Annotated in this window: 20 protein-coding genes and 1 tRNA gene; 11 read left to right on the top strand and 10 right to left on the bottom strand. The window is 64.7% G+C overall.

Features of this window, described 5'->3' with window-relative positions; translation table 11 throughout:
- Positions 1-32: 32 nt before the first annotated feature.
- Positions 33-167 (bottom strand): 50S ribosomal protein L34, encoded by a 135-nt coding sequence (gene rpmH / locus AB4Y42_RS19075; RefSeq protein WP_026120950.1) that lies wholly within the window; start codon positions 165-167, stop codon positions 33-35.
- Positions 168-590: 423 nt separating this feature from the next.
- On the opposite strand from rpmH, the gene dnaA reads away from it, so the two are divergent.
- From dnaA to gyrB, 3 genes are all read left to right on the top strand, one after another.
- Positions 591-2,174 (top strand): chromosomal replication initiator protein DnaA, encoded by a 1,584-nt coding sequence (dnaA, locus tag AB4Y42_RS19070; protein WP_368689474.1) that lies wholly within the window; start codon positions 591-593, stop codon positions 2,172-2,174.
- Positions 2,175-2,449: 275 nt separating this feature from the next.
- The gene (dnaN, locus tag AB4Y42_RS19065) at positions 2,450-3,553 is read left to right on the top strand and encodes a DNA polymerase III subunit beta (RefSeq protein WP_028203240.1); all 1,104 of its coding nucleotides are present in this window, start codon (positions 2,450-2,452) and stop codon (positions 3,551-3,553) included.
- Positions 3,554-3,666: 113 nt separating this feature from the next.
- Positions 3,667-6,141: a DNA topoisomerase (ATP-hydrolyzing) subunit B gene (gene gyrB, locus AB4Y42_RS19060; RefSeq protein ID WP_368689473.1), complete on the top strand. Its 2,475-nt coding sequence runs from the start codon at positions 3,667-3,669 to the stop codon at positions 6,139-6,141.
- A 76-nt stretch (positions 6,142-6,217) separates the two neighbouring features.
- On the opposite strand, the gene AB4Y42_RS19055 is transcribed toward gyrB, so the two are convergent.
- From AB4Y42_RS19055 to adh, 4 genes are all read right to left on the bottom strand, one after another.
- Positions 6,218-6,889: a SagB/ThcOx family dehydrogenase gene (locus AB4Y42_RS19055; protein WP_368695014.1), complete on the bottom strand. Its 672-nt coding sequence runs from the start codon at positions 6,887-6,889 to the stop codon at positions 6,218-6,220.
- A 580-nt stretch (positions 6,890-7,469) separates the two neighbouring features.
- Positions 7,470-7,949, bottom strand: coding sequence for a GyrI-like domain-containing protein (locus AB4Y42_RS19050; protein WP_368695013.1), 480 nt, complete (start codon positions 7,947-7,949; stop codon positions 7,470-7,472).
- Positions 7,950-8,052: 103 nt separating this feature from the next.
- On the bottom strand, positions 8,053-8,433 hold the full coding sequence (locus AB4Y42_RS19045; RefSeq protein WP_368689470.1) for a DUF779 domain-containing protein: 381 nt from the start codon (positions 8,431-8,433) through the stop codon (positions 8,053-8,055).
- A gap of 102 nt (positions 8,434-8,535) precedes the next feature.
- Positions 8,536-10,056, bottom strand: a complete 1,521-nt coding sequence (adh, locus tag AB4Y42_RS19040) for an aldehyde dehydrogenase (RefSeq protein WP_368695012.1) — start codon at positions 10,054-10,056, stop codon at positions 8,536-8,538.
- Between the two features lie 318 nt (positions 10,057-10,374).
- Here adh and AB4Y42_RS19035 point away from each other — a divergent pair, with 318 nt between their 5' ends.
- Positions 10,375-10,569, top strand: coding sequence for a hypothetical protein (locus tag AB4Y42_RS19035; protein ID WP_368689468.1), 195 nt, complete (start codon positions 10,375-10,377; stop codon positions 10,567-10,569).
- 334 nt (positions 10,570-10,903) lie between these two features.
- Complete coding sequence (locus AB4Y42_RS19030) at positions 10,904-11,161, top strand: hypothetical protein (protein WP_051481331.1); 258 nt, start codon at positions 10,904-10,906, stop codon at positions 11,159-11,161.
- A 70-nt stretch (positions 11,162-11,231) separates the two neighbouring features.
- Here the strand turns inward: AB4Y42_RS19030 and AB4Y42_RS19025 are convergent.
- Positions 11,232-11,307: transfer RNA gene (locus AB4Y42_RS19025), tRNA-Lys, on the bottom strand.
- A 277-nt stretch (positions 11,308-11,584) separates the two neighbouring features.
- Between AB4Y42_RS19025 and AB4Y42_RS19020 the strand changes: the two genes are divergently transcribed.
- Together AB4Y42_RS19020 and AB4Y42_RS19015 are read left to right on the top strand one after the other, a co-directional pair.
- Entirely contained in the window at positions 11,585-11,989 is a 405-nt protein-coding gene (locus tag AB4Y42_RS19020; protein ID WP_028203232.1) for a PaaI family thioesterase, read from the top strand.
- 48 nt (positions 11,990-12,037) lie between these two features.
- Positions 12,038-12,916, top strand: a complete 879-nt coding sequence (locus AB4Y42_RS19015) for a patatin-like phospholipase family protein (protein ID WP_342949131.1) — start codon at positions 12,038-12,040, stop codon at positions 12,914-12,916.
- Between the two features lie 73 nt (positions 12,917-12,989).
- On the opposite strand, the gene AB4Y42_RS19010 is transcribed toward AB4Y42_RS19015, so the two are convergent.
- Positions 12,990-14,003, bottom strand: coding sequence for a D-2-hydroxyacid dehydrogenase family protein (locus tag AB4Y42_RS19010; protein ID WP_321922812.1), 1,014 nt, complete (start codon positions 14,001-14,003; stop codon positions 12,990-12,992).
- Positions 14,004-14,428: 425 nt separating this feature from the next.
- Between AB4Y42_RS19010 and AB4Y42_RS19005 the strand changes: the two genes are divergently transcribed.
- Entirely contained in the window at positions 14,429-16,279 is a 1,851-nt protein-coding gene (locus tag AB4Y42_RS19005) for a phosphoenolpyruvate carboxykinase (GTP) (protein ID WP_368695011.1), read from the top strand.
- Positions 16,280-16,594: 315 nt separating this feature from the next.
- Positions 16,595-17,704, top strand: coding sequence for a LysR family transcriptional regulator (locus tag AB4Y42_RS19000; RefSeq protein WP_368695010.1), 1,110 nt, complete (start codon positions 16,595-16,597; stop codon positions 17,702-17,704).
- A gap of 109 nt (positions 17,705-17,813) precedes the next feature.
- On the opposite strand, the gene AB4Y42_RS18995 is transcribed toward AB4Y42_RS19000, so the two are convergent.
- The 3 genes from AB4Y42_RS18995 to dprA all read right to left on the bottom strand — a co-directional run bounded on the left by AB4Y42_RS18995 (position 17,814) and on the right by dprA (position 22,468).
- Entirely contained in the window at positions 17,814-20,471 is a 2,658-nt protein-coding gene (locus AB4Y42_RS18995) for a DNA topoisomerase III (RefSeq protein ID WP_368695009.1), read from the bottom strand.
- Between the two features lie 257 nt (positions 20,472-20,728).
- Positions 20,729-21,106 carry a thioredoxin family protein gene (locus AB4Y42_RS18990; protein WP_110383187.1) on the bottom strand — a complete coding sequence of 126 codons (378 nt, stop codon included), beginning with the start codon at positions 21,104-21,106 and terminating at the stop codon, positions 20,729-20,731.
- Positions 21,107-21,202: 96 nt separating this feature from the next.
- Complete coding sequence (dprA, locus tag AB4Y42_RS18985) at positions 21,203-22,468, bottom strand: DNA-processing protein DprA (RefSeq protein ID WP_368695008.1); 1,266 nt, start codon at positions 22,466-22,468, stop codon at positions 21,203-21,205.
- A gap of 285 nt (positions 22,469-22,753) precedes the next feature.
- On the opposite strand from dprA, the gene def reads away from it, so the two are divergent.
- A complete protein-coding gene (gene def / locus AB4Y42_RS18980; RefSeq protein WP_368689463.1) occupies positions 22,754-23,257 on the top strand; it encodes a peptide deformylase in 504 nt (167 codons plus the stop codon).
- Between the two features lie 54 nt (positions 23,258-23,311).
- Positions 23,312-24,307 (top strand): methionyl-tRNA formyltransferase, encoded by a 996-nt coding sequence (gene fmt, locus AB4Y42_RS18975; RefSeq protein WP_368695007.1) that lies wholly within the window; start codon positions 23,312-23,314, stop codon positions 24,305-24,307.
- The last annotated feature ends 83 nt before the right edge of the window (positions 24,308-24,390 follow it).

The following is a 24,390-nucleotide window of genomic DNA, read 5'->3' as shown; positions in this document are numbered from 1 at the left end:
CCGTGATTTCGCTGATAGCGATGCTGCCCGACTTAGACGGCGAGGCGCTTGCGACCCTTCGCACGGCGTGCGTTGATCACTTTGCGGCCACCGGCGGTCTTCATGCGCACGCGGAAACCGTGGGTACGCTTGCGACGGGTAACGGAAGGTTGGAAAGTACGTTTCATGTTGCTCTCACTGTTGAGTTTTGACCGCGGCGAGCATCGCGGAAAAAGGCAATGGCCGGTGGTACTAGGGATTGGTTTTCGAGGAACCCGCTATTTAAGCCGGTTTTTCGTTGGCCGTCAATAGGTTAGGCGATCGAACCTTCCGGGACGGGCGCGCAGCGCCTGCATCGGCCGCGGCGAGGGCACGAACGAGCGTGCGTTGATCCGTCCCTGTGGATAACTTCCTGGTGAGGGGATTTCGGCGTTAGAATCTCGCCTATCCCAAGAATCCTGCATGCCGCTCCGGCCCGCCTGCTTGCCGCAAGACCTTTGCCGCGCGGGCTTCCGGAGCCATTGCCGTCGCCTCGTCAGGGCCTCGTCGCATCTGTGCGACAAGAGCGAAGCGACCGCAACGCATGCAAACAAAACGACCACAGCAACTCGATGAACGAATTCTGGCAACACTGTTCCGCACTACTGGAGCGTGAGCTAACGCCCCAGCAGTACGTGACGTGGATTAAACCGTTGGCCCCGGTTGCCTTCGATGCTGCGGCGAACACGCTGCAGATAGCCGCTCCCAACCGTTTCAAGCTCGACTGGGTCAAGAGTCAGTTCTCGGGCCGGATCACCGATCTCGCGCGCGACTTCTGGCAAACGCCCGTCGACGTGCAGTTCGTCCTCGACCCAAAGGCGGGCATGCGCGCGCCTCATGTCGCACCGGCACCCGCCGCGGCATCGCGCAGCCCGCTGGCTGCCGCGCCGGCGTCCGCATCGGTCATGAGCGCCGCCGCCGCGCCGCACCCGGCCGCCGTGACGGGCGGTACGGGACTCGCGGGCATGGTGCAAGCCGCGTCGGCCGCCGCCGCGCAGGCCACCGCCGAAGACGCCGCCGACCTCGACCTGCCGAGCCTCGACGCCAACGAAGCCGCCGCCGGCCGCCGCACATGGCGTCCGGGCCAGGGCGCGGCTGCGGCCGCTTCGAGCGGCGAGCCCGACCCGACCTACGAGCGCTCGAAGCTCAACCCGGTGCTCACGTTCGACAACTTCGTGACGGGTAAGGCGAACCAGCTCGCGCGCGCGGCCGCCATCCAGGTCGCCGACAACCCCGGCATCTCGTACAACCCGCTGTTCCTCTACGGCGGCGTGGGCCTCGGCAAGACCCACCTGATCCACGCGATCGGCAACCAGCTGCTGCTCGACAAGCCGGGCGCGCGCATCCGCTACATCCACGCCGAACAGTATGTGTCCGACGTGGTGAAGGCCTACCAGCGCAAGGCGTTCGACGACTTCAAGCGCTACTACCACTCGCTCGACCTGCTGCTGATCGACGATATTCAGTTCTTCTCGGGCAAGTCGCGCACCCAGGAAGAGTTCTTCTACGCGTTCGAGGCGCTCGTCGCCAACAAGGCGCAGGTGATCATCACGAGCGATACCTATCCGAAGGAAATCTCGGGTATCGACGACCGTCTGATCTCGCGCTTCGACTCGGGCCTGACCGTGGCGATCGAGCCGCCGGAGCTCGAAATGCGCGTGGCCATCCTGATGCGCAAGGCGCAGTCGGAAGGCGTGAGCCTGAACGAGGACGTGGCGTTCTTCGTCGCCAAGCACCTGCGCTCGAACGTGCGCGAACTCGAAGGCGCGTTGCGCAAGATCCTCGCGTATTCGAAGTTCCACGGCCGCGAGATCTCGATCGAGCTGACCAAGGAAGCGCTCAAGGACCTGCTGACGGTGCAGAACCGCCAGATTTCGGTCGAGAACATCCAGAAGACGGTGGCGGACTTCTACAGCATCAAGGTCGCCGACATGTATTCGAAAAAGCGCCCGGCGAACATCGCGCGCCCGCGCCAGATCGCCATGTATCTGGCCAAGGAGCTCACGCAGAAGAGCCTGCCGGAAATCGGCGAGCTGTTCGGCGGCCGCGACCACACCACGGTGCTGCACGCCGTGCGCAAGATCGCCGACGAACGCACCAAGGACGCCCAGCTCAATCATGAGCTGCACGTGCTCGAGCAGACGCTGAAGGGGTAATACGCATCAGGCGGCAACGGAATGGCGGGGCGGACGTCGCATCCCGAAAGGTTTGCCTTGTTTATTTCGCGGATCGCCCCCAATTTAGGGAAGTGGTCCGTTTTCAGGCACAATATGGGTTTAACCGCCCGGCGGTCAGGGGCGGGAACCACCGCCGCGGCCTGTGCCGCATTAACCGCCTGAGCGGCGCCAAAGCCGCGTGACTTTCGTGGGGTCACGTCGGCAAAACCGGCGCCAGGCGGGCGCGCAGTCCGTCACATCAACGAAGGAACTCTATGCAACTGGTCAAGACCGAACGCGATAACCTGCTGAGGCCGCTGCAAACGGTGAGCGGCATTGTCGAACGCCGCCATACGTTGCCGATCCTCGCCAATCTGCTGATCACCAAAACCGGTTCCGACGTCTCGTTCCTGTCGACCGACCTCGAGTTGCAGATCACCACGACCGCCGACTTCGGCGTCGGCAACGACCAGGTGGCCACGACCGTCGCCGCACGCAAGCTGCTCGACATCCTGCGCGCGATGCCCGACGGCCAGGTCACGCTCACGCTCGCGGACAAGCGCCTCACGGTGCAGTCGGGCAAGAGCCGCTTCGCCCTGCAAACGCTCGCCGCGGACGAGTTCCCCACGGTGGCGCAGGCGAAGGACTTCGGCGCGAACCTCGCGGTGCCGCAGAAGACGTTCCGCCAGTTGCTCGGCATGGTGTATTTCGCCATGGCGCAGCAGGACATCCGTTACTACCTGAACGGCATGCTGCTCGTCGTGGACGGCGACCAGCTCATGGCAGTCGCCACCGACGGCCACCGCCTCGCGTTCTCGTCGATGAAGATCGAAGGCTCGTTCGCGCGCCAGGAAGTCATCATCCCGCGCAAGACCATTCTCGAACTCCAGCGCCTGCTCGAAGACATCGACGACGTGCTGAAGATCGACATCGGTTCGACCCAGGTGAAGTTCACGTTCGGCCAGGTCGAGCTCGTCTCGAAGCTCGTGGAAGGCAAGTTCCCCGACTTCCAGCGCGTGATCCCGAAGGCGCACAAGAACACCTTCCAGATCGGCCGAGAAGAACTGCAACGCTCGCTGCAACGCGCGGCGATTCTCACGTCCGACAAGTTCAAGGGCGTGCGCTGCATCATCGAGCCGGGCCAGCTCAAGATCATGTCGACCAACGCCGACCAGGAAGAGGCGCAGGAAGAGCTGGAAATCGCCTACCAGGGCGACACCATCGACATCGGGTTCAACGTCACGTATCTGCTCGACGTACTCGCGAACCTGAAGGTCGACACGCTGGAAGTGAGCCTCGGCGACGCCAGCTCCAGCGCGCTCATCACGATTCCCGAGAACGAGGAATTCAAGTACGTGGTGATGCCGATGCGCATCTAAAAAGCGCGACAGAAGAAGAACACCAGGGGGCGCTGCGCCCCTTTGGCGTTTTTATGGCTTTTTGAAAAAGTCTCGAGCAGTAACACAGGCAGTACGCAGAACCGGAAAATTCCATGACTGATACGAACAACTCGCAACCCGACAACAGCAGCTACGGCGCCTCGTCGATCCAGATCCTCGAAGGTCTGGAGGCAGTGCGCAAGCGCCCCGGGATGTACATCGGCGACACGTCGGACGGCACCGGTCTGCACCACCTCGTCTTCGAAGTGCTGGACAACTCGATCGACGAAGCCCTCGCCGGCTACTGTAACGACATCCACGTGGTGATCCACGCGGACAACTCCATCTCGATCACCGACAACGGCCGCGGCATTCCCACGGACGTGAAGATGGACGACAAGCACGATCCGAAGCGCAGCGCCGCCGAAATCGTGATGACGGAACTGCACGCGGGCGGCAAGTTCGACCAGAACAGCTACAAGGTCTCGGGCGGCCTGCACGGCGTGGGCGTGTCGTGCGTGAACGCGCTTTCGAGCTTCCTGCGCCTCACCGTGCGCCGCAACGGCAAGAAGCACTTCATGGAATTCCACCGTGGCGTGCCGCAGAACCGCATTCTCGAAGAGCGCGACGGCCACGCGATCTCGCCGATGCAAGTGCTCGGCGACACGGAAAATCGCGGCACCGAAGTGCACTTCATGGCCGACGAAACCATCTTCGGCAGCGTGGAGTACCACTACGACATTCTCGCCAAGCGCATTCGCGAGCTCTCGTTCCTGAACAACGGCGTGCGCATCCGCCTGACCGATCAGCGCACCGGCAAGGAAGACGACTTCGCCTTCGCGGGCGGCGTGAAGGGCTTTGTCGAGTACATCAACAAGGCCAAGCAGGTCCTGCACCCGAACATCTTCTACGTCTCGAGCGAGAAGGACGGCGTGGGCGTGGAAGTGGCGATGCAGTGGAACGACAGCTACAACGAAAGCGTGCTGTGCTTCACGAACAACATCCCGCAGCGCGACGGCGGCACGCACTTGACCGGCTTGCGCGCGGCGATGACGCGCGTGATCAACAAGTACATCGCCGACAACGAAATCGCCAAGAAGGCCAAGGTGGAAACCTCGGGCGACGACATGCGCGAAGGTTTGTCGTGCGTGCTTTCGGTGAAGGTGCCGGAGCCGAAGTTCAGCTCGCAGACGAAGGACAAGCTGGTTTCCTCGGAAGTGCGCGCGCCGGTCGAAGACGTCGTGGCGAAGGCGCTCGAAGAGTTCCTGCTCGAAACGCCGAACGACGCGAAGACCATTTGCGGCAAGATCGTCGACGCCGCGCGGGCGCGTGACGCGGCGCGCAAGGCGCGCGAAATGACGCGCCGCAAGGGCGTGCTCGACGGCGTGGGCCTGCCGGGCAAGCTCGCGGACTGCCAGGAAAAGGATCCGGCGAAGTCGGAGGTCTATATCGTCGAGGGCGATTCGGCAGGCGGCTCGGCCAAGCAAGGCCGCGATCGCAAGTTCCAGGCAATCCTGCCGCTGCGCGGCAAGGTGCTGAACGTCGAAAAGGCGCGCTACGACAAGCTGCTGTCTTCCGAGCAGATCGTCACGCTGATCACCGCGCTCGGCTGCGGCATTGGCAAGGACGACTACAACCTCGACAAGCTGCGCTATCACCGCATCATCATCATGACCGACGCGGACGTGGACGGCGCGCACATCCGCACGCTGCTGCTCACCTTCTTCTATCGCCAGATGCCGGAGATGATCGAGCGCGGCTACGTGTATATCGCGCAGCCGCCGCTGTACAAGCTCAAGGCGGGCAAGGACGAGCGTTATCTCAAGGACGATTCGGAGCTCAACGCGCATATGCTGCGTCTCGCCCTGCAAGGCTCGGAGCTGGTGCCGAACGAAGGCGCCACGCCGATCTCCGGCGACGCGCTCGGCGAACTCGCGCGCTCGTACCAGCTTGCGCGCGGCGTGGTGGATCGTCTCTCGCGTCTGTACGACGAGCGCGCGCTCGAAGCGATCATGGACGGCGTGGCGATCGACCTGTCGAGCGAAGCCTCGACCGAAGCTTCGGCGCGTGCACTCGAAGCGCAGCTGCGCGACGATCCGCTCAAGCCTGAAGTGAGCGTGGTGCCGATGTACGATCAGGTGCGCGAGCAACGTTCGCTACGCGTGGAGCGCCGCCATCACGGCAACGTGAAGGTCTCGGTGATCGACGAGGAGTTCCAGCTCACCGCCGACTATCAGCAGCTCGTGAACACGGCCAATACCTTCAAGGGCTTGATCGGCAAGAACGCCGTGATCAAGCGCGGCGAGCGCAGCATGGCCGTGAACGACTTCAAGAGCGCGATGAAGTGGCTGATCGCGGATGCCGAGCGCAACGTGTCGAAGCAGCGCTATAAGGGGCTTGGCGAGATGAACCCCGGGCAGCTGTGGGAAACGACGATGGACCCGACGGTGCGCCGTCTGCTGCGCGTGCAGATCGAGGACGCGATCGCCGCCGATGGCATCTTCACGACGCTCATGGGTGACGATGTCGAACCGCGTCGCGCGTTTATCGAAAGCAATGCGCTGCGGGCGGGGAATATCGACGTTTGATCGTCTGTTGCTGTCATTGAACAACAAACGCCCGGTTTCCCGGGCGTTTGTTTTTTGTACGGTCGCACGCCGCAACTCAAGCCGAAAATCCCACCGGGATGACATAGACGACGCTCTGCCCGGCAGGCAAACCGAGCGCCTGGGCTGCCTGCGGCCCGTCGACCGCGCCCACGGGCACGGCGACGAGCCCCAGCGCAACGGCCTGCAGCAGCATGTTCTGGGCGGCGTGCCCGGCCTCCAGGTCGCTATACACACCGGCTCTTCCCCCATACCGCTGCTTGAGCCGGCCGGGATCGGCAGCCACCACGATCAAGGCTGGCGCCGCCCCGACAGACGCCTGGTTGAGTGCAAGCGCTTGCAGCTTGGGGCGCATATCGGGCGTTGCTCGCGTCTGCGCGCGGTGGCCTTGAGGCACGTAGTGCATCACCTCCGCGGCGGTCACCATGTAGAGTTCAAGCGCATACAAGGCGCCGGCCGAAGGCGCCGCGCGCTTGCCGTCCGGGCTCGTCACGCCCTGGCCGGCCCACAGCAGCTGGCCGATGGTCTCGACAGGCAGCGCGTCGGACCGGAACCTGCGCACGGACCTGCGCCGCTGGATGGCATCCTCGAGAGAGACCGTGCCGGAGACTTTGGGCTTGGGCAGTTCGATCTCGTCGGTGTACTTCGCCGGGCTCGCCTGTGCCTGGCCGGTGGAAACCTGGGTCATTGCGCCCGCAGCTAGCGCGGCCAGCAGTTCACGGCGTTTCATCCGGCGCCTCCATGAGTGACGGAGCAGGCCTCAATGGCCTTCGCGATTCTTACTATTTCACCTTTTCGAGCGACACTCGGGCCATGGCGCAATTTGATCAACAGTCACCACTGGCCCACTCGCAGAAGTTATAGACCGTATATTCGAGATTGCGAGGACCGATTCAACGTCGCGATTTTCACCAGCAAAAAAACGCCCCTGGAGGCGCTATTTTTTCGTCTGGAAGACAGCGGGAATTCGCTTCCTGCACTATCCACAGCCCCCAGCGGATAACCGCCGGAAAACCCCTGGAAATCACTGTGCATGAATCGGGGATAACTTCGTCTGCACGCAAACTGTGGAAAAGTTGCCAGCAGCAATCTGGCGTTGTCCCGTTAACGCCCGCAAGGTTATGGTTTTTCCACAGCCTTGTTTACTCAATGGTTTTCCGGGGTTATCCACAGAATACCCAGGGGCTTGTTAACTATTACTACGTTTACGTATACATACGTTATTAAAACCTTAGAACCCTCGGATCGGAAACGAAGATGCCGCCGTAAACGTCCCGGCGGCATCGTTCAAACCGTGCGAATCGCATAGCTCATGCGAGCGGAATATAAAGCTCGGTCTTCAGGTCATCCGGCGCCGCCTCATCGGGCGTATTCAGATAAACCTCGAACGATGGCGCCGAAAAGTCCGGCGTGCGTCCGAGCTTCTGCAATCCTTCGTTGTAAAACCACATCCACACCTGGCCCAGCCCTTGATACGGCCCCTTGTACAGCACCATCGCGTGCTCGCCGCCGCGCAGCTGGAACTTCTCGACCGGCGCCACGACCTCCACATCGGTTTCGTGCCCCAGATGCAGCGCCGCCTTTGAGCGCAGCTTCGTCTCGTCGACCGTATTGGGATCGTCGTAATAGATGCCGACCATCTTCGAGCCCGACGTGCGCACGTTGCGCTCGCCGAGCCATTGCGCGAGCGTGTAGAACGCGTCGCCGATCTTCATGTACGGACCCACGTGGCTGACGGCGAGCAGGTCCATCGGCTCGAGGGTGAGGAGTTTCACGTCGTGGTTTTGCATGATGGCGTCTCCTGGTGCGATGGCCGCGCGAATGCGCGGCGCCTGCGGACCAAGATAGCACCACGCTCCGTGCGACGTCCCTGACGTGCCGGGCGCTCGAACCTCACAAGCTCACGCGCGTCACCGGATGCGCCTCGAGCCACGCGTTCTCTTCGTCGTCGTAGAGCCGCGAGCGCGTGAGAAAGCGCAGGCCCGTGGGGCGTTCGAGCGAAAACATGCCGCCGTTGCCTGGCACGGCGTCGATGACGAGCTGGGTGTGCTGCCAGTATTCAAACTGCGCCTGGGTCATATAGAACGGCATCCCGCCGATTTCTCCCAACTGCACGTCGGCATTGCCGACCATGAACTCGCCGACGGGAAAGCACATGGGCGCGCTGCCGTCGCAGCAGCCGCCCGACTGGTGAAAGAGCAGGGACCCGTGCTCGCGCGCCAACTGCTCGATCAGCGCGAGCGCGGCCGGCGTGGCGATAACGCGTTCGACCATGTCGTGATGCTCCTCTCAAGGTGCAATGATGGAGGCGTCGCGCGCGGCTGCGGCTGCTCGACCGCAAAACGCCGCGCGCGACGCACAGGGCACACCGTGCGATCAGAAGAACCCGAGCGGCTGCTCGCTATAGCTCACGAGCAGGTTCTTCGTCTGCTGGTAGTGGTCGAGCATCATCTTGTGGTTCTCGCGCCCGATGCCCGACTGCTTGTAGCCGCCGAACGCCGCGTGCGCCGGGTAAGCGTGGTAGCAGTTGGTCCACACGCGTCCCGCCTGGATCGCGCGGCCGAAGCGATAGGCTCGCGTGCCGTCGCGCGTCCACACGCCTGCGCCGAGGCCGTAGAGCGTGTCGTTGGCGATTTCCAGGGCTTCCTCTTCGGTCTTGAAGGTCGTGACGGACACCACGGGTCCGAAAATTTCTTCCTGGAAGATGCGCATCTTGTTGTGGCCGCGGAAGACGGTGGGCTTCACGTAATAGCCCTCGCCGAGTTCGCCGGCGAGGCTGTTGCGCTCGCCGCCGATCAGGCATTGCGCGCCTTCCTGCTTGCCGAGGTCGATATACGAGAGGATCTTCTCGAGCTGCTCCTGCGAGGCTTGCGCGCCGATCATCGTCTTCGTGTCGAGCGGATGTCCCTGCTGGATCGCCGCTACGCGCTTGAGCGCACGCTCCATGAAGCGGTCATAGATCTTCTCGTCGATGAGCACACGCGACGGGCACGTGCACACCTCGCCCTGGTTGAGCGCGAACATCGCGAACCCTTCGAGCGCCTTGTCGAAATAGCTGTCGTCGTGGTCGAGTACGTCGGCGAAGAAGATGTTCGGGCTCTTGCCGCCCAGCTCCAGCGTCACGGGAATGATGTTCTGGCTCGCGTACTGCATGATGAGGCGGCCCGTCGTGGTCTCACCCGTGAAGGCGATCTTGGCGATGCGCTTGTTCGAGGCGAGCGGCTTGCCGGCTTCGAGGCCGAAGCCGTTCACCACGTTGAGCACGCCGGCCGGCAGCAGGTCCTGGATCAGTTCGGTGAGCACGAGGAACGACGCGGGCGTCTGCTCGGCGGGCTTGAGCACCACGCAGTTGCCGGCCGCGAGCGCCGGCGCGAGCTTCCACGCGGCCATGAGAATCGGGAAGTTCCACGGGATGATCTGGCCGACCACGCCCAGCGGCTCATGGAAGTGATACGCGACCGTATCGTGATCGATCTCGGAGATGCCGCCTTCCTGCGCGCGCACGCAGCCCGCGAAATAGCGGAAGTGGTCGGCGGCGAGCGGGATGTCGGCGGCGAGCGTTTCGCGCAGCGGCTTGCCGTTGTCGATGGTCTCGGCCACGGCGAGCTTGTGGAGGTTCTGCTCGATGCGATCGGCAATGCGGTTGAGAATGTTGGCGCGCTCGGTGGGCGAGGTCCTGCCCCATGCGGCCTTGGCCTTGTGTGCGGCGTCGAGCGCGAGTTCGATGTCGGCTTCACGCGAGCGCGGGATGGACGTGAACGCGTGGCCGGTGATGGGCGAAACATCGTCGAAATACTCGCCGCCGAGCGGCGCGACCCACTCGCCGCCGATGAAGTTGCCATACTGCCTCTTGTACGGGAATTCGGTGGTCAGGAATTGCATGTCCGCGTGATTCATCTGCGTGCTCCTCTGTGTTCTCGATCTCGATGTGGATGGACGCGGCGAGGCCGCGCTACCGCGGCACGCTAACGCGAGAACCATGCCAGCGCGGCGCGCCGCCGGGCAGTCGCGGCCTGGCGCGTGCATGCCGCTCGAATGCGCGGCACGCGAGCCTTCAGGGCCGCGAAAGGATTGCGTCAGGCCGGAACAGGAGGGCGGCCAACTGCTCAAGAAGTGAACAGCCTGGGAGCGCAACAGCGGCGGGAGTCGGAGATTTGCGGCGCCCGGGCCGTACTTGCGGTAGGCTTTGCACCCGTAACAGTCAGGAGAGTCTGCATGTCGAGTACATTTGTTTGCCGCAACCAGTCGTGCGGCACCCCGTGGGAACAGAACGAGGTGGTGATCAAGAACGAAGGGCAGGGGCCCTTGTTCCGGTGTCCGCTGTGCGGCGCCCGCAACTACCTGGAGCAGTTCGAAGACGACGATGGCAACGTTGTCTACGAACAGGTGGACGGCAAGCCGTTCCTCTGAGCGCTGGCGGCTAGAGGTTCTGGGCCGCGAGCATGACGCCGAAGAAGAGGCCGAAAAGCGAGGCGAGCGGATCGGCGTTGGATCGTCTGGATTCCGAAGCTTTTTGCCGTCCATACCGTTACGGACCTGGCAAGCGTGGCAAGTGCATGACCGGCTTGCCGACTACCGGTGAGGCACGAGAGTCGGGCAACGAGGCGCCGCTTTCAGCGGCGTCCATCCCCAATTTAGTCGGACTATTTGTTACCTATCCATACGGGTAGGCTGGCGAGCGCCCCGGAGCGTCCTACAGTACTTCATACGATAAGAAACCACGGCAGGACCAACGGGGATAGCCATGACATTCGTCGAACAGGAAATCGCGCACATCGCGCGCGTGATGCCGCCGTCGCTGGCTGGCGATTTCGAAATGCCGGTGATGGGTGTCGCGTACTGGCGCAAGCGCCTGCACGCGCTTCTGAAGCAAAATCATCTGACCCACGTTCAACTCTCGACCGTCGACACGCTGCTGCGCCAGCTCGACGGCTTCGAGGCGCTCGGCCGCTGGCTGCCGCGCCCGAAGCAGGCCTCGCGTCACGTGAGGCGCGTGAAGTAACTCAGGCCTGTGGCGGCGGAGAAATGCAAAAAGCCCGATCGCAAGGATCGGGCTTTTTGGCTGAATTCGCTGGTGGGGCGTGAGTGACTCGAACACTCGACCTACGGATTAAGAGTCCGCTGCTCTACCAACTGAGCTAACGCCCCCAACAGAAGAAAGATTATGCAGGACTTTTTTGGGCTTGGCAAGCCCCTTCTGCAAATTATCTGGAAATAGTTTGTCGATGCGGTGCAGGCTCCGTCTGCGAACGCGTTTGCCCCTTTACCACGGGGGCCTTGCTGTCCCGGTATGATGTCGCCACTCCTGGCATCAAGCCAGGTTTCAAGCCAGCCGCTGTGCACCGCCCGTTTGCCGAAGCCAAAGCTGGCCGAGGTCGGTGGCAATCGGCTGGAATCGTCGCACGGCAATCCACAAAGGCAAACGATGGACGACAACGCAATCGACGCGCTGCTGGAGCGCGTGCTGGCCCCGTGGGTGCGCGCGCTCGGGATGAAGCCCGTCGAGGTCTCGGAAGACAGCGCCACCTTGCGCCTGCCGTTTTCCGGCGAGCTGCGCCATTCGGGCGGCGTGATCTGCGGCCAGGTATTCATGGCGGCGGCGGATACGGCCATGATCGTCGCGATCACGGCCGCGCTCGGCGGCTTCAAGCCCATGACGACCGTCGCGCTGAACACGAATTTCATGCGCGCGGTGCGCAAGGGCGACGTGCTCGTGACGGCGCGCGTTCTGCGCATGGGCCGCAATCTGGTGTTCGGTGAAATAGAACTCTACGACGAAGACGGCCGGATGGCCGTTCACGCGACCTCGACCTACGCGCTGCTCGATTAAGCTTGGCGCTTCCGATCGGTTTCGGTCGCTTCGAAGGACGCAGAAGGCATGTTCGATCAGGTGGTTTTCGCCGGCGGCGGCAATCGCTGCTGGTGGCAGGCGGGGTTCTGGGACATCGTCCAGCCCGAGCTGCGCATTCGCCCGCGCGTCATTACGGGCATTTCGGCAGGCGCGGCCACCGCGTGCATGCTCTACACGCGCGACGCCGACTGGGTCATGCGCTATTACGAGGAAGCGCTGCGCCACAACAAGCGCAACGCCTACTGGGGCAATCTGCTGCGCGGCGAGTCGGTGTTTCCGCACTACCGCATCTATCGCCAGGCGCTGCTCGACATCTACGGCGAGCCGTTCACGCAGCTTCAGGACGCGCCTGAGATCCGCATCGGCGTGTCGCATGTGCCGCGTTGGCTCGGCGCGCGCAGCGCCGTGGCGGCCGGTCTCATCGCGTACAACATCGAAAAACACATCCGCAAGACGCTGCACCCCACGCTCGGGCGCAGGCTCGGGTTTCATCCGGAGTTCGTGACGGCGCAGGAATGCGCGAGCGTGGAGGATCTGGCCGATCTCATCCTGCAGTCGTCATGCACGCCGCCGTTCACGCCGGTGCTGCGGCGCGACGGCCGCCCGGTGCTCGATGGCGGCATGGTCGACAACGTGCCGGTCGGCGCGCTCGACGACACGCCCGGCCGTGTGCTGGTGATGGTGACGCGGCTCTATCCGCGTCCGCAGATGTTCGTGGTGCGGCATCAGGCAACGCAGGGCGTGCAGCAGCGCCTTTACGTGCAGCCGTCGGCCAGGGTGCCGATCTCGAGCTGGGACTACACGAGCCCGCAGCAGATGCAGCACGCCTACAACCTCGGCCGCGTGGACGGCGAGCGCTTCCTCGCGCGTTTGCCCGAGGTCATGGAAGCGGCCGCGAACGCTTGAGCGCACGCGGCCGCATCGAAAATCAGACGCAAAGTCGCACGAAGGGCGGCGCGCGCCCCCCGTGCCGCCGCGCTTACTTGCGGCGGCCGCCCTGCAGCGCTTCGGGGTTCGCGACGCTCGCGTGATCGCCCGCGTCGAACGCGAGGATGTTGCGGAACGCCCCGCCGAAGTACAGCTCGTAGCTCTCGCGCTCCACGTAGCCGATGTGCGGCGTGCAGATCACGTTTTCCATGCGCAGCAGGCTGTAGCCCTGCAGGATCGGCTCGCTCTCGTACACGTCGATCGCGACCATGCCCGGCCGGTTGTGCGCAAGCGCGCCGAGCAGCGCGTTTTCTTCCATCAGCTCTGCGCGGCTCGTGTTGACGAGCAGCGACGTGGGCTTCATGCGCAGCAGATCTTCCTGCTTGACGATCCCGCGAGTGTCATCGTGCAGGCGTAGATGTAGCGAGAGCACGTCGCTCTCCTCGAACAGCGCCTCGCGGCTTGCGGCGGCTTCGTAGCCGTCGGCGCGCGCCGCTTCGAGCGAATGCTCGCGGCCCCACACCAGCACGCGCATGCCGAAGGCCTTGCCGTAGCCGGCCACGAGCCGGCCGATCTTGCCGTAGCCCCAGATGCCGAGCGTCTGCCCGCGCATCACCTGGCCGAGGCCAAAGTTGGGCGGCATCGCCGAGGTCTTGAGGCCCGACTGCTGCCACGCGCCCTGCTTGAGGTTGGCGACGTACTGCGGAATGCGGCGCTGCGCGGCCATGATGAGCGCCCACGTGAGTTCGGCGGGCGCGACGGGCGAACCGGTGCCTTCGAGCACGGCGATGCCGCGCTCGGTGCAGGCCTCGATGTCGATGTGCGGACCGGCCTTGCCCGTCTGGCTGATCATGCGCAGATGCGGGAGCTTGTCGAGCAGTTGCGAGGTGATGCGGGTGCGTTCGCGAATCAGGACGAGCGCGTCGACTTCGGCGAGGCGGCTGGCGAGCTGGCCGAGGCCGCGCACCGTGTTGTTGAAAACCTTGACCTCGTGGTCGGCGAGCAGTTGAAAGCAGTCGAGCTTGCGGACGGCGTCCTGGTAGTCGTCAAGGATGGCAATTTTCATGGCAGCGGGTTGTTTTGCGTGTTTTGCATCGCGCCTTTCGTAGCGCGACTTCGGTGTTCATCTGGTGGTTATCCCACTATGCAGCGCCGGGAAGGCTGGTATGAATATAGGGAGCCTTCACGTCGCTCGCCGCGTGCGCAGCAGGCATTGCAATTGCGCAAGCCCGAGGCTACGCACGCAGGTTTTTGACGCGGTAATCAGCCGCGAATTTGCAACTTTTAACAGCTTGTCGGGCTCCGATGCAAGCCGCTTTACAGACGGTTTCGAACCCCAGGCTGAAGGACCTTGACGACCTGCCCAACTGCGCGAATCGATTCGCATGTTGATCTGCCATCGACATCCGGTTCGCATGAGTTGCGCCTCTCGCGTGCAGCGTTGAAAAGGGCCGATTCCCTTTTTACAGCCCTAAAAATGGAGACAGCTCGATGAACCATCCCGATTACCAAGCCCAGGCCGCCGCGCAGGTGCCCGCCTGGGTCCGGCACCGGAAACTGATCGACTGGGTGCAGAAAATCGCAGCGCATACGCAGCCGGATCGCATCGTCTGGTGCGACGGCTCCCAGGAAGAATACGACCGCCTGTGTGCGCAGATGGTCGAGGCCGGCACGATGCGCCGTCTCAATCCGCAGAAGCGGCCGAATTCGTATCTCGCGTGCTCCGACCCCTCGGACGTCGCGCGCGTCGAAGACCGCACCTTCATCTGCTCGCCCACCAAGGAAGATGTCGGCCCCACCAACAACTGGGTCGCGCCCGCCGAAATGCGCGCGACTCTCGACGGCCTGTTCGCAGGCTCGATGCGCGGCCGCACGATGTATGTCGTGCCGTTCTCGATGGGCCCGCTCGGCTCGCCGATCGCGCATATCGGGGTAGAGCTTTCCGATAGCCCCTACGTGGCCGTGAACATGCGCATCATGACGCGCATGGGCCGCGCCGTGTACGACGTGCTCGGCGAAGACGGCGCGTTCGTGCCGTGCGTGCACAGCGTGGGCGCGCCGCTCGCGGCGGGCGAGCAGGACGTGCCGTGGCCGTGCAACAAGACGAAGTACATCGTCCACTTCCCGGAAACGCGCGAGATCTGGAGCTATGGCTCGGGTTACGGCGGCAATGCGCTGCTCGGCAAGAAGTGCTTCGCGCTGCGCATCGCTTCGACCATGGGCCGCGACGAAGGCTGGCTCGCCGAGCACATGCTGATTCTCGGCGTGCGTTCGCCGGAAGGCCGCAAGTACCACGTCGCGGCGGCGTTCCCGTCGGCGTGCGGCAAGACCAACTTCGCCATGCTGATTCCGCCGCCGGCCATGGACGGCTGGGAAATCACCACGATCGGCGACGATATTGCCTGGATCAAGCCCGGCGCCGATGGCCGTCTCTACGCGATCAACCCGGAGGCCGGCTATTTCGGCGTGGCGCCGGGCACCGGTGAGAAGACCAATTTCAACGCCATGGCGACGCTCAAGGAGAACGTGATCTTCACGAACGTCGCGCTCACCGACGACGGCGATGTCTGGTGGGAGGGCATGACCGACGAGCCGCCGGCGCACGCGATCGACTGGCTCGGCAACGACTGGACGCCCGCCATCGGCAAGGAAACCGGCCGCAAGGCCGCGCATCCGAACGCGCGCTTCACGGCGCCCGCGTCGCAGTGCCCGTCGATCGATCCCGAGTGGGAGAACCCCAAGGGCGTGGCCATCGATGCGTTCATCTTCGGCGGCCGCCGTTCGACCACGGTGCCGCTCGTGACCGAGGCGCGCGACTGGACCGAGGGCGTCTACATGGCCGCGACCATGGGCTCGGAGACCACGGCCGCGGCCGCGGGGCAGCAGGGTGTGGTGCGCCGCGATCCGTTCGCGATGCTGCCGTTCTGCGGGTACAACATGGCCAACTACTTCGGCCACTGGCTCGACGTGGGCGCACGCCTCGCCAGGGCCGGCGCGACGGTGCCGCGCATCTTCTGCGTGAACTGGTTCCGCAAGGGGCCGGATGGCAAGTTCGTGTGGCCGGGCTTCGGCGAGAACATGCGCGTGCTCGAGTGGATGGTGCGCCGTATCGAGGGCAAGGCCACGGGCGACGAGCACGCATTCGGCGTGTCGCCGCGCTACAGCGATCTCGACTGGAGCGGCCTGAACTTTACGCAGGAGCAGTTCGAGCAGGTGATTTCGGTGGATGCCGACGCCTGGCGCGCCGAACTCGCGCTGCACGCCGAGCTGTTCGACAGGCTCGCTCATGGCCTGCCGGAAGTGCTGAAGGACGCTCGCAAGACGCTGGAAACGCGCCTGTAAGTATGTGATGTGAGCGCTCGCTAACTGAATGGCCGCCTTCGGGCGGCCTTCTTTATTTTCGGGGGCGAATGCATTGGTGCGGTGCACTGGCCCGTCTGTTCGCCGTTTGAGCGGCTATTTCGCTGCAATGCGCAAAATTGTTTCGTTCGAGGTAACAATCGGACCTCGGTTAATACATTTTGGGGTGCAGTCGAAGAATTCGTAAAGAAAATAAGGGCTTCGGAGGCAACTTCTGCAGGATTTCTGCTGTCGTAGGAGAATTCGCGGTTTCCTCCGCTGATTAACAGCGGGGTAGTAACAGGCAGGAGTTGTCTCATGGATCATTTGCAGTCGATGCGAGTATTCGTCAAAGTGGCCGACCTCGGCAGTTTCGCCCGGGCCGCTGCCGCGATGGATATCTCCAACGCGGTTGCGACGCGGCATGTTGCCGACCTCGAAGGTCGACTCGGCACGCGTTTGCTCAACCGCACGACCCGCAGTCTCTCCCTGACCGAATCGGGTCAGGTCTATCTCGAGCGCGCCCGCCAGATCCTCGATGAACTCGAGGATGTCGAACAGATGGTCGTCGCGCGCAATCACGAGCCCGTCGGCACGCTGCGCATCGTCGCGCCGGTCGTGTTCGGGCTCCATAATCTCGCGCCGGTGCTGCAGACGTACACGCAGCGCTATCCGCAGGTCATTCCCGACGTCACGCTGGTGGACCGTCAGGTCGATCTCGTCGAAGAGGGCTTCGATCTGGGCGTCGTGACTGCGCGCCAGATGCGCAGCGCCAGCATCGTCACGCGCCGCCTCACGACGGGTTGCATGACGGTGTGCGCCACGCCCGCGTACCTCGAAAAGCACGGCACGCCCACGCGCCCCGAGCACCTCATGGAGCACCCGAGCCTCTCGCTGCCTTCCGAGTACTGGGGTGACGAGCGCGTGTTCACGGGGCCGGACGGCGAAATCCGCGTGCGCCCGACCAACGTGATCGTGGCGAACAACACTGAGATGCTGCGTCAGTTCGCGCTGCTCGGCATGGGCATCGCGATCCTGCCGAGCTACCTGATCGGCCGCGACATGACGCGCGGGCGCCTCGTGCGGCTGCTTGGCGACTATCGTCTGCCGCAGGTGGAGATCAACGTCGCGTATCCGAGCCGCCGTCACCTGCCGGCCAAGGTGCGTACGTTCATCGACCATCTCGTCGAGCACTTCAGCCAGACGCCGAACAGCCAGCTTGGCGAGCAGTGGGTCAGGGATGGTCTTGCACGTCCGGCAGCGGCGGCTCGCAACGGTGTTGCGGGCGACGACTACGATGGCGTGCAGCCCGCGCCGGGCGGTAGCCTGCACGACGGCGAGCACAACGGCATGGACGGCGAGCGCGCACCGAAGGCCGCGCGCGCTTCGGCGGCGCGCACCCGGACTTCGGCGATCTCGCCGCTATAAGCCCGATATCGCCCTTCATCCGGCGATAAAAAAGGCGCAGCTTCGTGAGAAGCTGCGCCTTTTCGCCTTGCTGTATCAAGGCCGGCGACGGCCCTGGTGAGGATGGGCTTTACGACCCTGTCTTGCGCGCCGGCGTCTTGCGGGCGGTGGTCTTGCGCGCCGGTGCGGCCTTGGCGGCCGCCGTCTTGCGCGCGGGCTTCGCCTTGCCTTCTTCGGCCGACTCCGCCGCGTCGTTCGCGGCATCGTCCGTCGCCTCGGCCGATGCAGCCGACTTCTTCGCGGCCGTCTTGGCCGCTGTCTTCGCGCTCGGCTCCTTCTTTTCGAACTCGAAGCCGATCTTGCCGTCCGGCTGCTTGACGAGGAAGGCCTTAAAGTTGCGGCCCGTACGCGACGACTTGAAGTTGGTCAGCAAGTCGGTGCGGCCTTCGGCCAGCAGCCTGGCCATCTGGTCGCGCGCGATCTCCTGCTGCAGGATCACCTTGCCCGAACGGAAATCGCAGGTCTTCGGATTCGCGACCGAGTGCTCGCACACGTAGCTCATGCCGTGCTCGTACACGCGTCCCTTGCACTTCGGGCACGCGCCCACCGGCTCCTGCTGCGAGAAGTCGGGCGCTTCGCCGTCTTCCGCGCCGGAGTCCTGGCCGAAATCGAACTCGAGCTTGTAGTTCTTGATTTCGTCGTCGAACGAGAGCTTGAGGATCGCCGAGAACGGGCGGCCCATCTTGCTGCGGAAGCCCGAGAGCGGGCCGATCGTCTTGTTCTGCAGCAGCTCTTCCACTTCGGGGATTTCGAACTGACGGCCGCCCGGAATCTTCGAGATCGAGAACTCGCACTTCGTGCAGGCGAAGCGGCGGTAGTTTTCCTTCACCTGGCCGCCGCAATTCGGACATGGCGTTTGCAGCGTCGCGTAGTCGCCGGGAATCGTGTCCGAGTCGTATTCCTTCGCGCGCTTCACGATGGTCTGCGTCATGCGGGCGATTTCCTGCATGAACGCGTCGCGCGGGAGCTTGCCGCGCTCCATCTGCGAAAGCTTGTACTCCCACTCGCCGGTGAGTTCCGGAGCGGTGAGTTCTTTCACGTCGAGACCCCGCAGCAGCGTCATGAGCTGGAACGCTTTGGCCGTGGGGATCAGTTCGCGGCCTTCGCGCACGAGATACTTTTCGCCGAGCAGACCTTCGATGATCGCCGCGCGCGTGGCCGGCGTGCCCAGGCCCTTGGCGGCCATGGCCTCGCGCAGCTCTTCGTCGTCCACGAGCTTGCCCGCGCCTTCCATGGCCGAGAGCAGCGTCGCTTCGTTGTAGCGCGCAGGCGGCTTGGTCACGAGCTGGTGCGCCGCGATCTTGTCGGTCTTGACCTTCTCGTCCTTCTTCACCGGCACGAGGTTGGCGTCGTCGCCGCCCGCGTCGCGGCCATAGACCTGCAGCCAGCCCGGCTCGACCAGCACTTTGCCTTCGGTCTTGAAGTGATGTCCGGCGACTTCGGTGATACGCGTGGTGACGCGATATTCCGCCGCCGGGAAGAACACGGCGAGGAAGCGCTTCACGACGAGGTCGTACAGCTTCTGCTCGGGCTCCGAGAGCGACTTCGGCGCCTGCAGCGTGGGGATGATGGCGAAGTGGTCGCTGATCTTCGAGTTGTCGAAAATGCGCTTGTTCGGCTTCACCCAGCCCTTGTCGAGCACCTGCTTGGCGTGCGGCAGGTAGTTGTTGCTCTCCTTGAGCATCTCGAGCGTCTCTTTGACCGTGCCCATGTAATCCTCGGGCAGCGCGCGCGAATCGGTACGCGGGTAGGTGAGCACCTTGTGCTTTTCGTACAGCGCCTGGGCAAGGCCGAGCGTGTTCTTGGCCGAAAAGCCGAAGCGGCCGTTGGCTTCACGCTGCAGGCTCGTCAGGTCGAAGAGCGCGGGCGAGAGCTGGGTGGACGGCTTCGATTCCTCGCTGACCGTGCCTTCGCGGCCATGGCAGGCCGCCACGATGGTTTCGGCGGCCGGCAGGCTCCAGAGGCGCGAATCGCGCTTTTCCGGATCGAACTCGTCCTTCTTGAATTTCGGGTCGTACCAGCGGCCTTCGTAGAAGCCGCCCGCGCAGACGAACTCCGCACGCACTTCCCAATAATCGCGCGGGATGAAACGGCGGATCTTCTCTTCGCGTTCGACGACGATCGACAAGGTTGGCGTCTGAACGCGGCCCACCGTCGTGAGGAAGAAGCCGCCGCCCTTGCTGTTGAAGGCGGTCATCGCGCGCGTGCCGTTGATGCCGACGAGCCAGTCGGCTTCCGAGCGGCAGCGGGCGGCGTCGGCGAGCGGCTGCATGTCGTGGTCGCTGCGCAGGTTCGCGAAGCCGTCGCGGATCGCCTGCGGCGTCATCGACTGGAGCCACAGGCGCTGGACCGGCTGCTTCGCCTTCGCGTGCTGCGCGATGAGGCGGAAGATCAGCTCGCCCTCGCGCCCCGCGTCGCAGGCGTTGATGAGCTGCGTGACGTCCTTGCGCTTCATCAGCTTGTTGAGCACCTTGAGCCGCGATTCGCTCTTGGCGATCGGGTTCAGGTCGAAGTGCGGCGGGATCACGGGCAGGTGAGCGAAGCTCCACTTGCCGCGCTTGACCTCGTATTCTTCCGGCGCTGCGATTTCCAGCAGATGGCCGACTGCCGACGAGAGCACGTAGTCGTCGCTCTCGTAGTACTCGTCATGCTTGGTAAAACCGCCCAGCGCGCGCGCGATGTCGTTCGCGACGGACGGCTTCTCGGCGATGATCAGAGCTTTGGACATGACTGGTTGCTTGTGGGTGTTCCGGTTGGCGCCCCCGGGGCCGATGCCGCCTGAATGGGCGCTTGGGCTCGATGCCCGGCGTTGCTGCCCCGCTCGGGGGGCCGTTCTCGACCGCTTTATAGCACATGGCGCGTCGGCGTCGATTTTTGCGTCATCTCATGACGACACCCGCGCACCCGCCAGGGCGCCCAATCATAAGGGCGCGCCAGGCCGCGCGGCAAGCGGTGTGCCTGATCGGGGTCAGATGCTGGGGGCGCTCAAACCGCGCTCAGGGCGGGGCGCAGCTTGGGCGCATCGGACACACCCGGCAGCGCCGTGAGGTCCGAGAGCATGCGTTCGACCACGGCGGCGTGCGGCAGGACCGTGCCGAAAAAGCGCGTGGCGTGACCGTCCTCGATCAGGATGGTCGGGAAGTTCTCGACATCGAGATCGTCGAAGCGGTCGGCATGGGTTTCGATGTCGATGTATGCGAAGCAGACATCGGGATGCGCCTCGGCGATGCGGTCGAACGTGGCACGGTAGTCGCGGCACGTCCCGCACCACTGCGCGCACAGGCACGCGACGAACAGCGTGTCCTGATTGCTGACGCGCTCGGCGATCTGGTCGGCGTCGGTGTCGAGGTCTAGCGCGGGCATGGTCGTTCCTTGCGTTCTCTTATATATAGAGCGGGGTATTTGGCGCGAATGTATCACGGCGGCGCGCAGGCGGTGATGCTCCCCCAATGTGCGGCATCAGCCGCGCGAAGCCCGCACGAACCAGCCGCCGGGCAGGGCGTCGAGGTGTCCCGCGAGTTCGAGTTGCAGCAGCGTGCCTTGCAGCACCGCTTCGGCCATGTCGGTGCGCTGCGCGAGGATTTCAACCGTGGCCGGCGCGTGACCGAGCGCGTCGAGCAGGCGCCGGGCTTCGGCGCCAAGGCTGGCGGGCGGTTTTCGCGCTGCTTCAGTGCGAGGCACAGGCGGCGGCTCGGGGTGAGGGAGTGCGAGCGCCAGCTGCGGCGTTTCGCTTGTGTCGTCGCGCTGGATGCAATCGAAGGGAACCGAGACCTTCTGGCGGCGTGGTTCCCGCGGCGACGCGAGCGCGCGCCCGGCACCCGGGGGTGGCCCGACATTGAGTGCATCGAGCACCTCTTCGGGCGTTTCGACCAGCTGCGCGCCCTGCTTGATGAGCCCGTGGCAGCCGCGCGTGAGCGGCGCGTGAATCGAGCCGGGCAGCGCGAACACGTCGCGTCCCATTTCGTTGGCGAGCCTTGCCGTGATGAGCGAGCCGGAACGTTGCGCGGCCTCGACCACCACCACGCCTTCGACGAGCGCCGCAATCACGCGGTTGCGCTGCGGAAAGTTCGCGGAGCGCGCCGGGGTGCCGAGCGGCCATTCGGAGACGAGCGCGCCGTGTGCGGCGATCTCCATGGCGAGCGGACGATGGGCCGGGGGATAGACGAGATCCGCGCCGGTGCCGATCACGGCGACGGTGCCGCCCTGCTCGTGGAGTGCACCGCGATGCGCGGCGCCGTCCACGCCGAGCGCGAGCCCCGAGACGACCGTGAGACCGGACGCGGCGAGTGTGCGCGCGAAGCGCATGGCGTCCTCGACGGCCTGCGGCGTGGCGCTGCGGCTGCCCACGACGGCTACCGCGCGCGTGTGGAGCAGCTCGAGCCGGCCCATTGCGTAGAGCAACGGCGGTGGATCGGGCATGTCGAGCAGGCGGGCCGGATAGGCCGGATCGGCAAGCGTGATTAGCGCATTGCCGGGCGCCGCGCGCCACGCCTGCAGGGCATCGAGTTGCGCCGCGAAGTCCGGCCGGGACTCGGCCAGGGCAGCGTGGGCTGCTTGCGCACCCGCCACCGCGGCGAGCGCGGCGAACGGCTGGGCCAGCACGTTTTGAGGCAGTCCGAACGCGCCGAGCAGCGCGCGCAGCGCAGCGGGCCTCAGGCCGCGCGCGAGGGCGAGGCTCAGCCAGGCGGCCAGTTCCTCTTCTGACAGCGGCAAGGTCGTCGGCATCGCGTTCCCCGGGCGCGGACGGCTTGCCGCACCTCGTGATAAAATTTTCACCATCCGAAATACACCGTGGCGTCCTGACCCGTGGCACTGCGCACCCGCCTTCGGGCGCACTGCGCCCGCACGGGCGATACGCGCGTTCAACGTTGAATTGCGGCCCTTTCGTCCGAATATGAGGAGATATCCTCCGTATCCGGCCTGGGACCCGCAAGCTGGCCGAATGGCCAGGCCGTGCATCGTTCCCTGTGCCCGGCTCTTTCAGGCGCCCAACGAGAAACCCGTCAAATCATGGCTCTACTGAACATTCTTCATTACCCGGACAAGCGTCTGCACAAGGTCGCGAAGCCGGTCGAGGCGGTCAACGATCGCATCCGCAAGCTGGTCGCCGACATGGCCGAAACCATGTACGCCGCGCCGGGCGTTGGTCTCGCGGCCACCCAGGTCGACGTGCATGAGCGCGTCGTGGTGATCGACGTGTCCGACGCGCACGACGAGCTGCGCGTGTTCATCAACCCGGAAATCATCTGGTCGAGCGACGAGCGCGAAGTGCACGAGGAAGGCTGTCTTTCCGTGCCGGGCATCTACGATGAAGTCGAGCGCGCGGAAAAGGTGCGCGTGCGCGCGCTGAACGAAAAGGGCGAGACCTACGAGGTGGACTGCGAAGGGCTGCTCGCCGTGTGCATCCAGCACGAAATGGATCACCTGATGGGCAAGGTGTTCGTCGAATACCTGTCGTCGCTCAAGCAGACGCGCATCCGCAGCAAGATGAAGAAGCTCGAACGCGCGATGTAAGCGCGATCCGACGGTCTCTTTCTTCATCAACCCGCCGCCACGCACCGAGCGCCCATGAGCCACACTCTTCGCGTCATCTTCGCCGGCACGCCGGAATTCGCCGCCGCGGCGCTCGCGGCGATTCACGAAGCGGGCTTTGCCGTGCCGCTCGTCCTGACCCAGCCGGACCGCCCGGCGGGCCGCGGCATGAAGCTCCAGGCAAGCCCGGTCAAGCGCTATGCGCAGGAGCATGGCATGGCCGTCGCCCAGCCGCCGTCGCTGCGCCGTGCGGGCAAGTATCCGCAGGAGGCCGCCGCGGCGCTGGACCTGCTGCGCGCCACACCGCACGACGTGATGGTGGTGGCAGCCTACGGGCTGTTGCTGCCGCAGGAAGTGCTGGACATCCCGCCGCGCGGCTGCATCAACATTCACGGGTCCATCCTGCCGCGCTGGCGCGGCGCGGCGCCGATTCATCGCGCGATCGAAGCCGGCGACACCGAGACCGGCATCACGCTCATGCAGATGGACGCGGGGCTCGACACCGGCCCGATGATCTCCGAGGTGCGCACGCCGATCGCGCCCGGCGACACCACGGCGACGCTGCACGACCGCCTGGCGCAACTCGGTGCGCAGCTGATCGTGGATGGGCTCGTCGCGCTCGAGCGCGACGGCGCGCTGCCCGCCACGCCGCAACCGGCAGAAGGCGCGACTTACGCCGAAAAAATCGGCAAGCAGGAAGCCGCGCTGGACTGGCGCCGGCCCGCGCTGGCGCTCGCGCGGCAGATTCGCGCATTCGACCCGTTCCCGGGCGGCGCGGCCACGCTGGACGGCGCGCAGCTCAAGCTGTGGGCCGCCGAGCCGGTCGAGCGTACGTCGACCGCCGCCGCCGAGCCGGGTGAGATTCTCGAAGTGAGCGCGGCGGGCGTGGTGGTGGCCTGCGGCGAGGGCGCGCTGCGCCTCACGCAGCTGCAAAAGCCGGGCGGCAAGCGCCTGCCCGCGCGCGAATTCCTGGCCGGCATGCCGCTGGCGGCGGGGCAGCGGTTCCAGTTGCCGGAGACCCCTGCGGCCTGAACGCGGGCTCGCGCCATTGCCTGAACGCCAGCGCCTGACAACGGCCGCGAAGCCAAGTGCCGCGCGGTTCCCGGCGCGCTAGA

Origin of the sequence: Paraburkholderia sp. EG286B (assembly GCF_040965655.1) — a bacterium.
Classification (GTDB): Bacteria; Pseudomonadota; Gammaproteobacteria; order Burkholderiales; family Burkholderiaceae; genus Paraburkholderia.
Note: the sequence above shows the minus strand (reverse complement) of the source record. Positions and strands in the feature narration are given on the sequence as shown.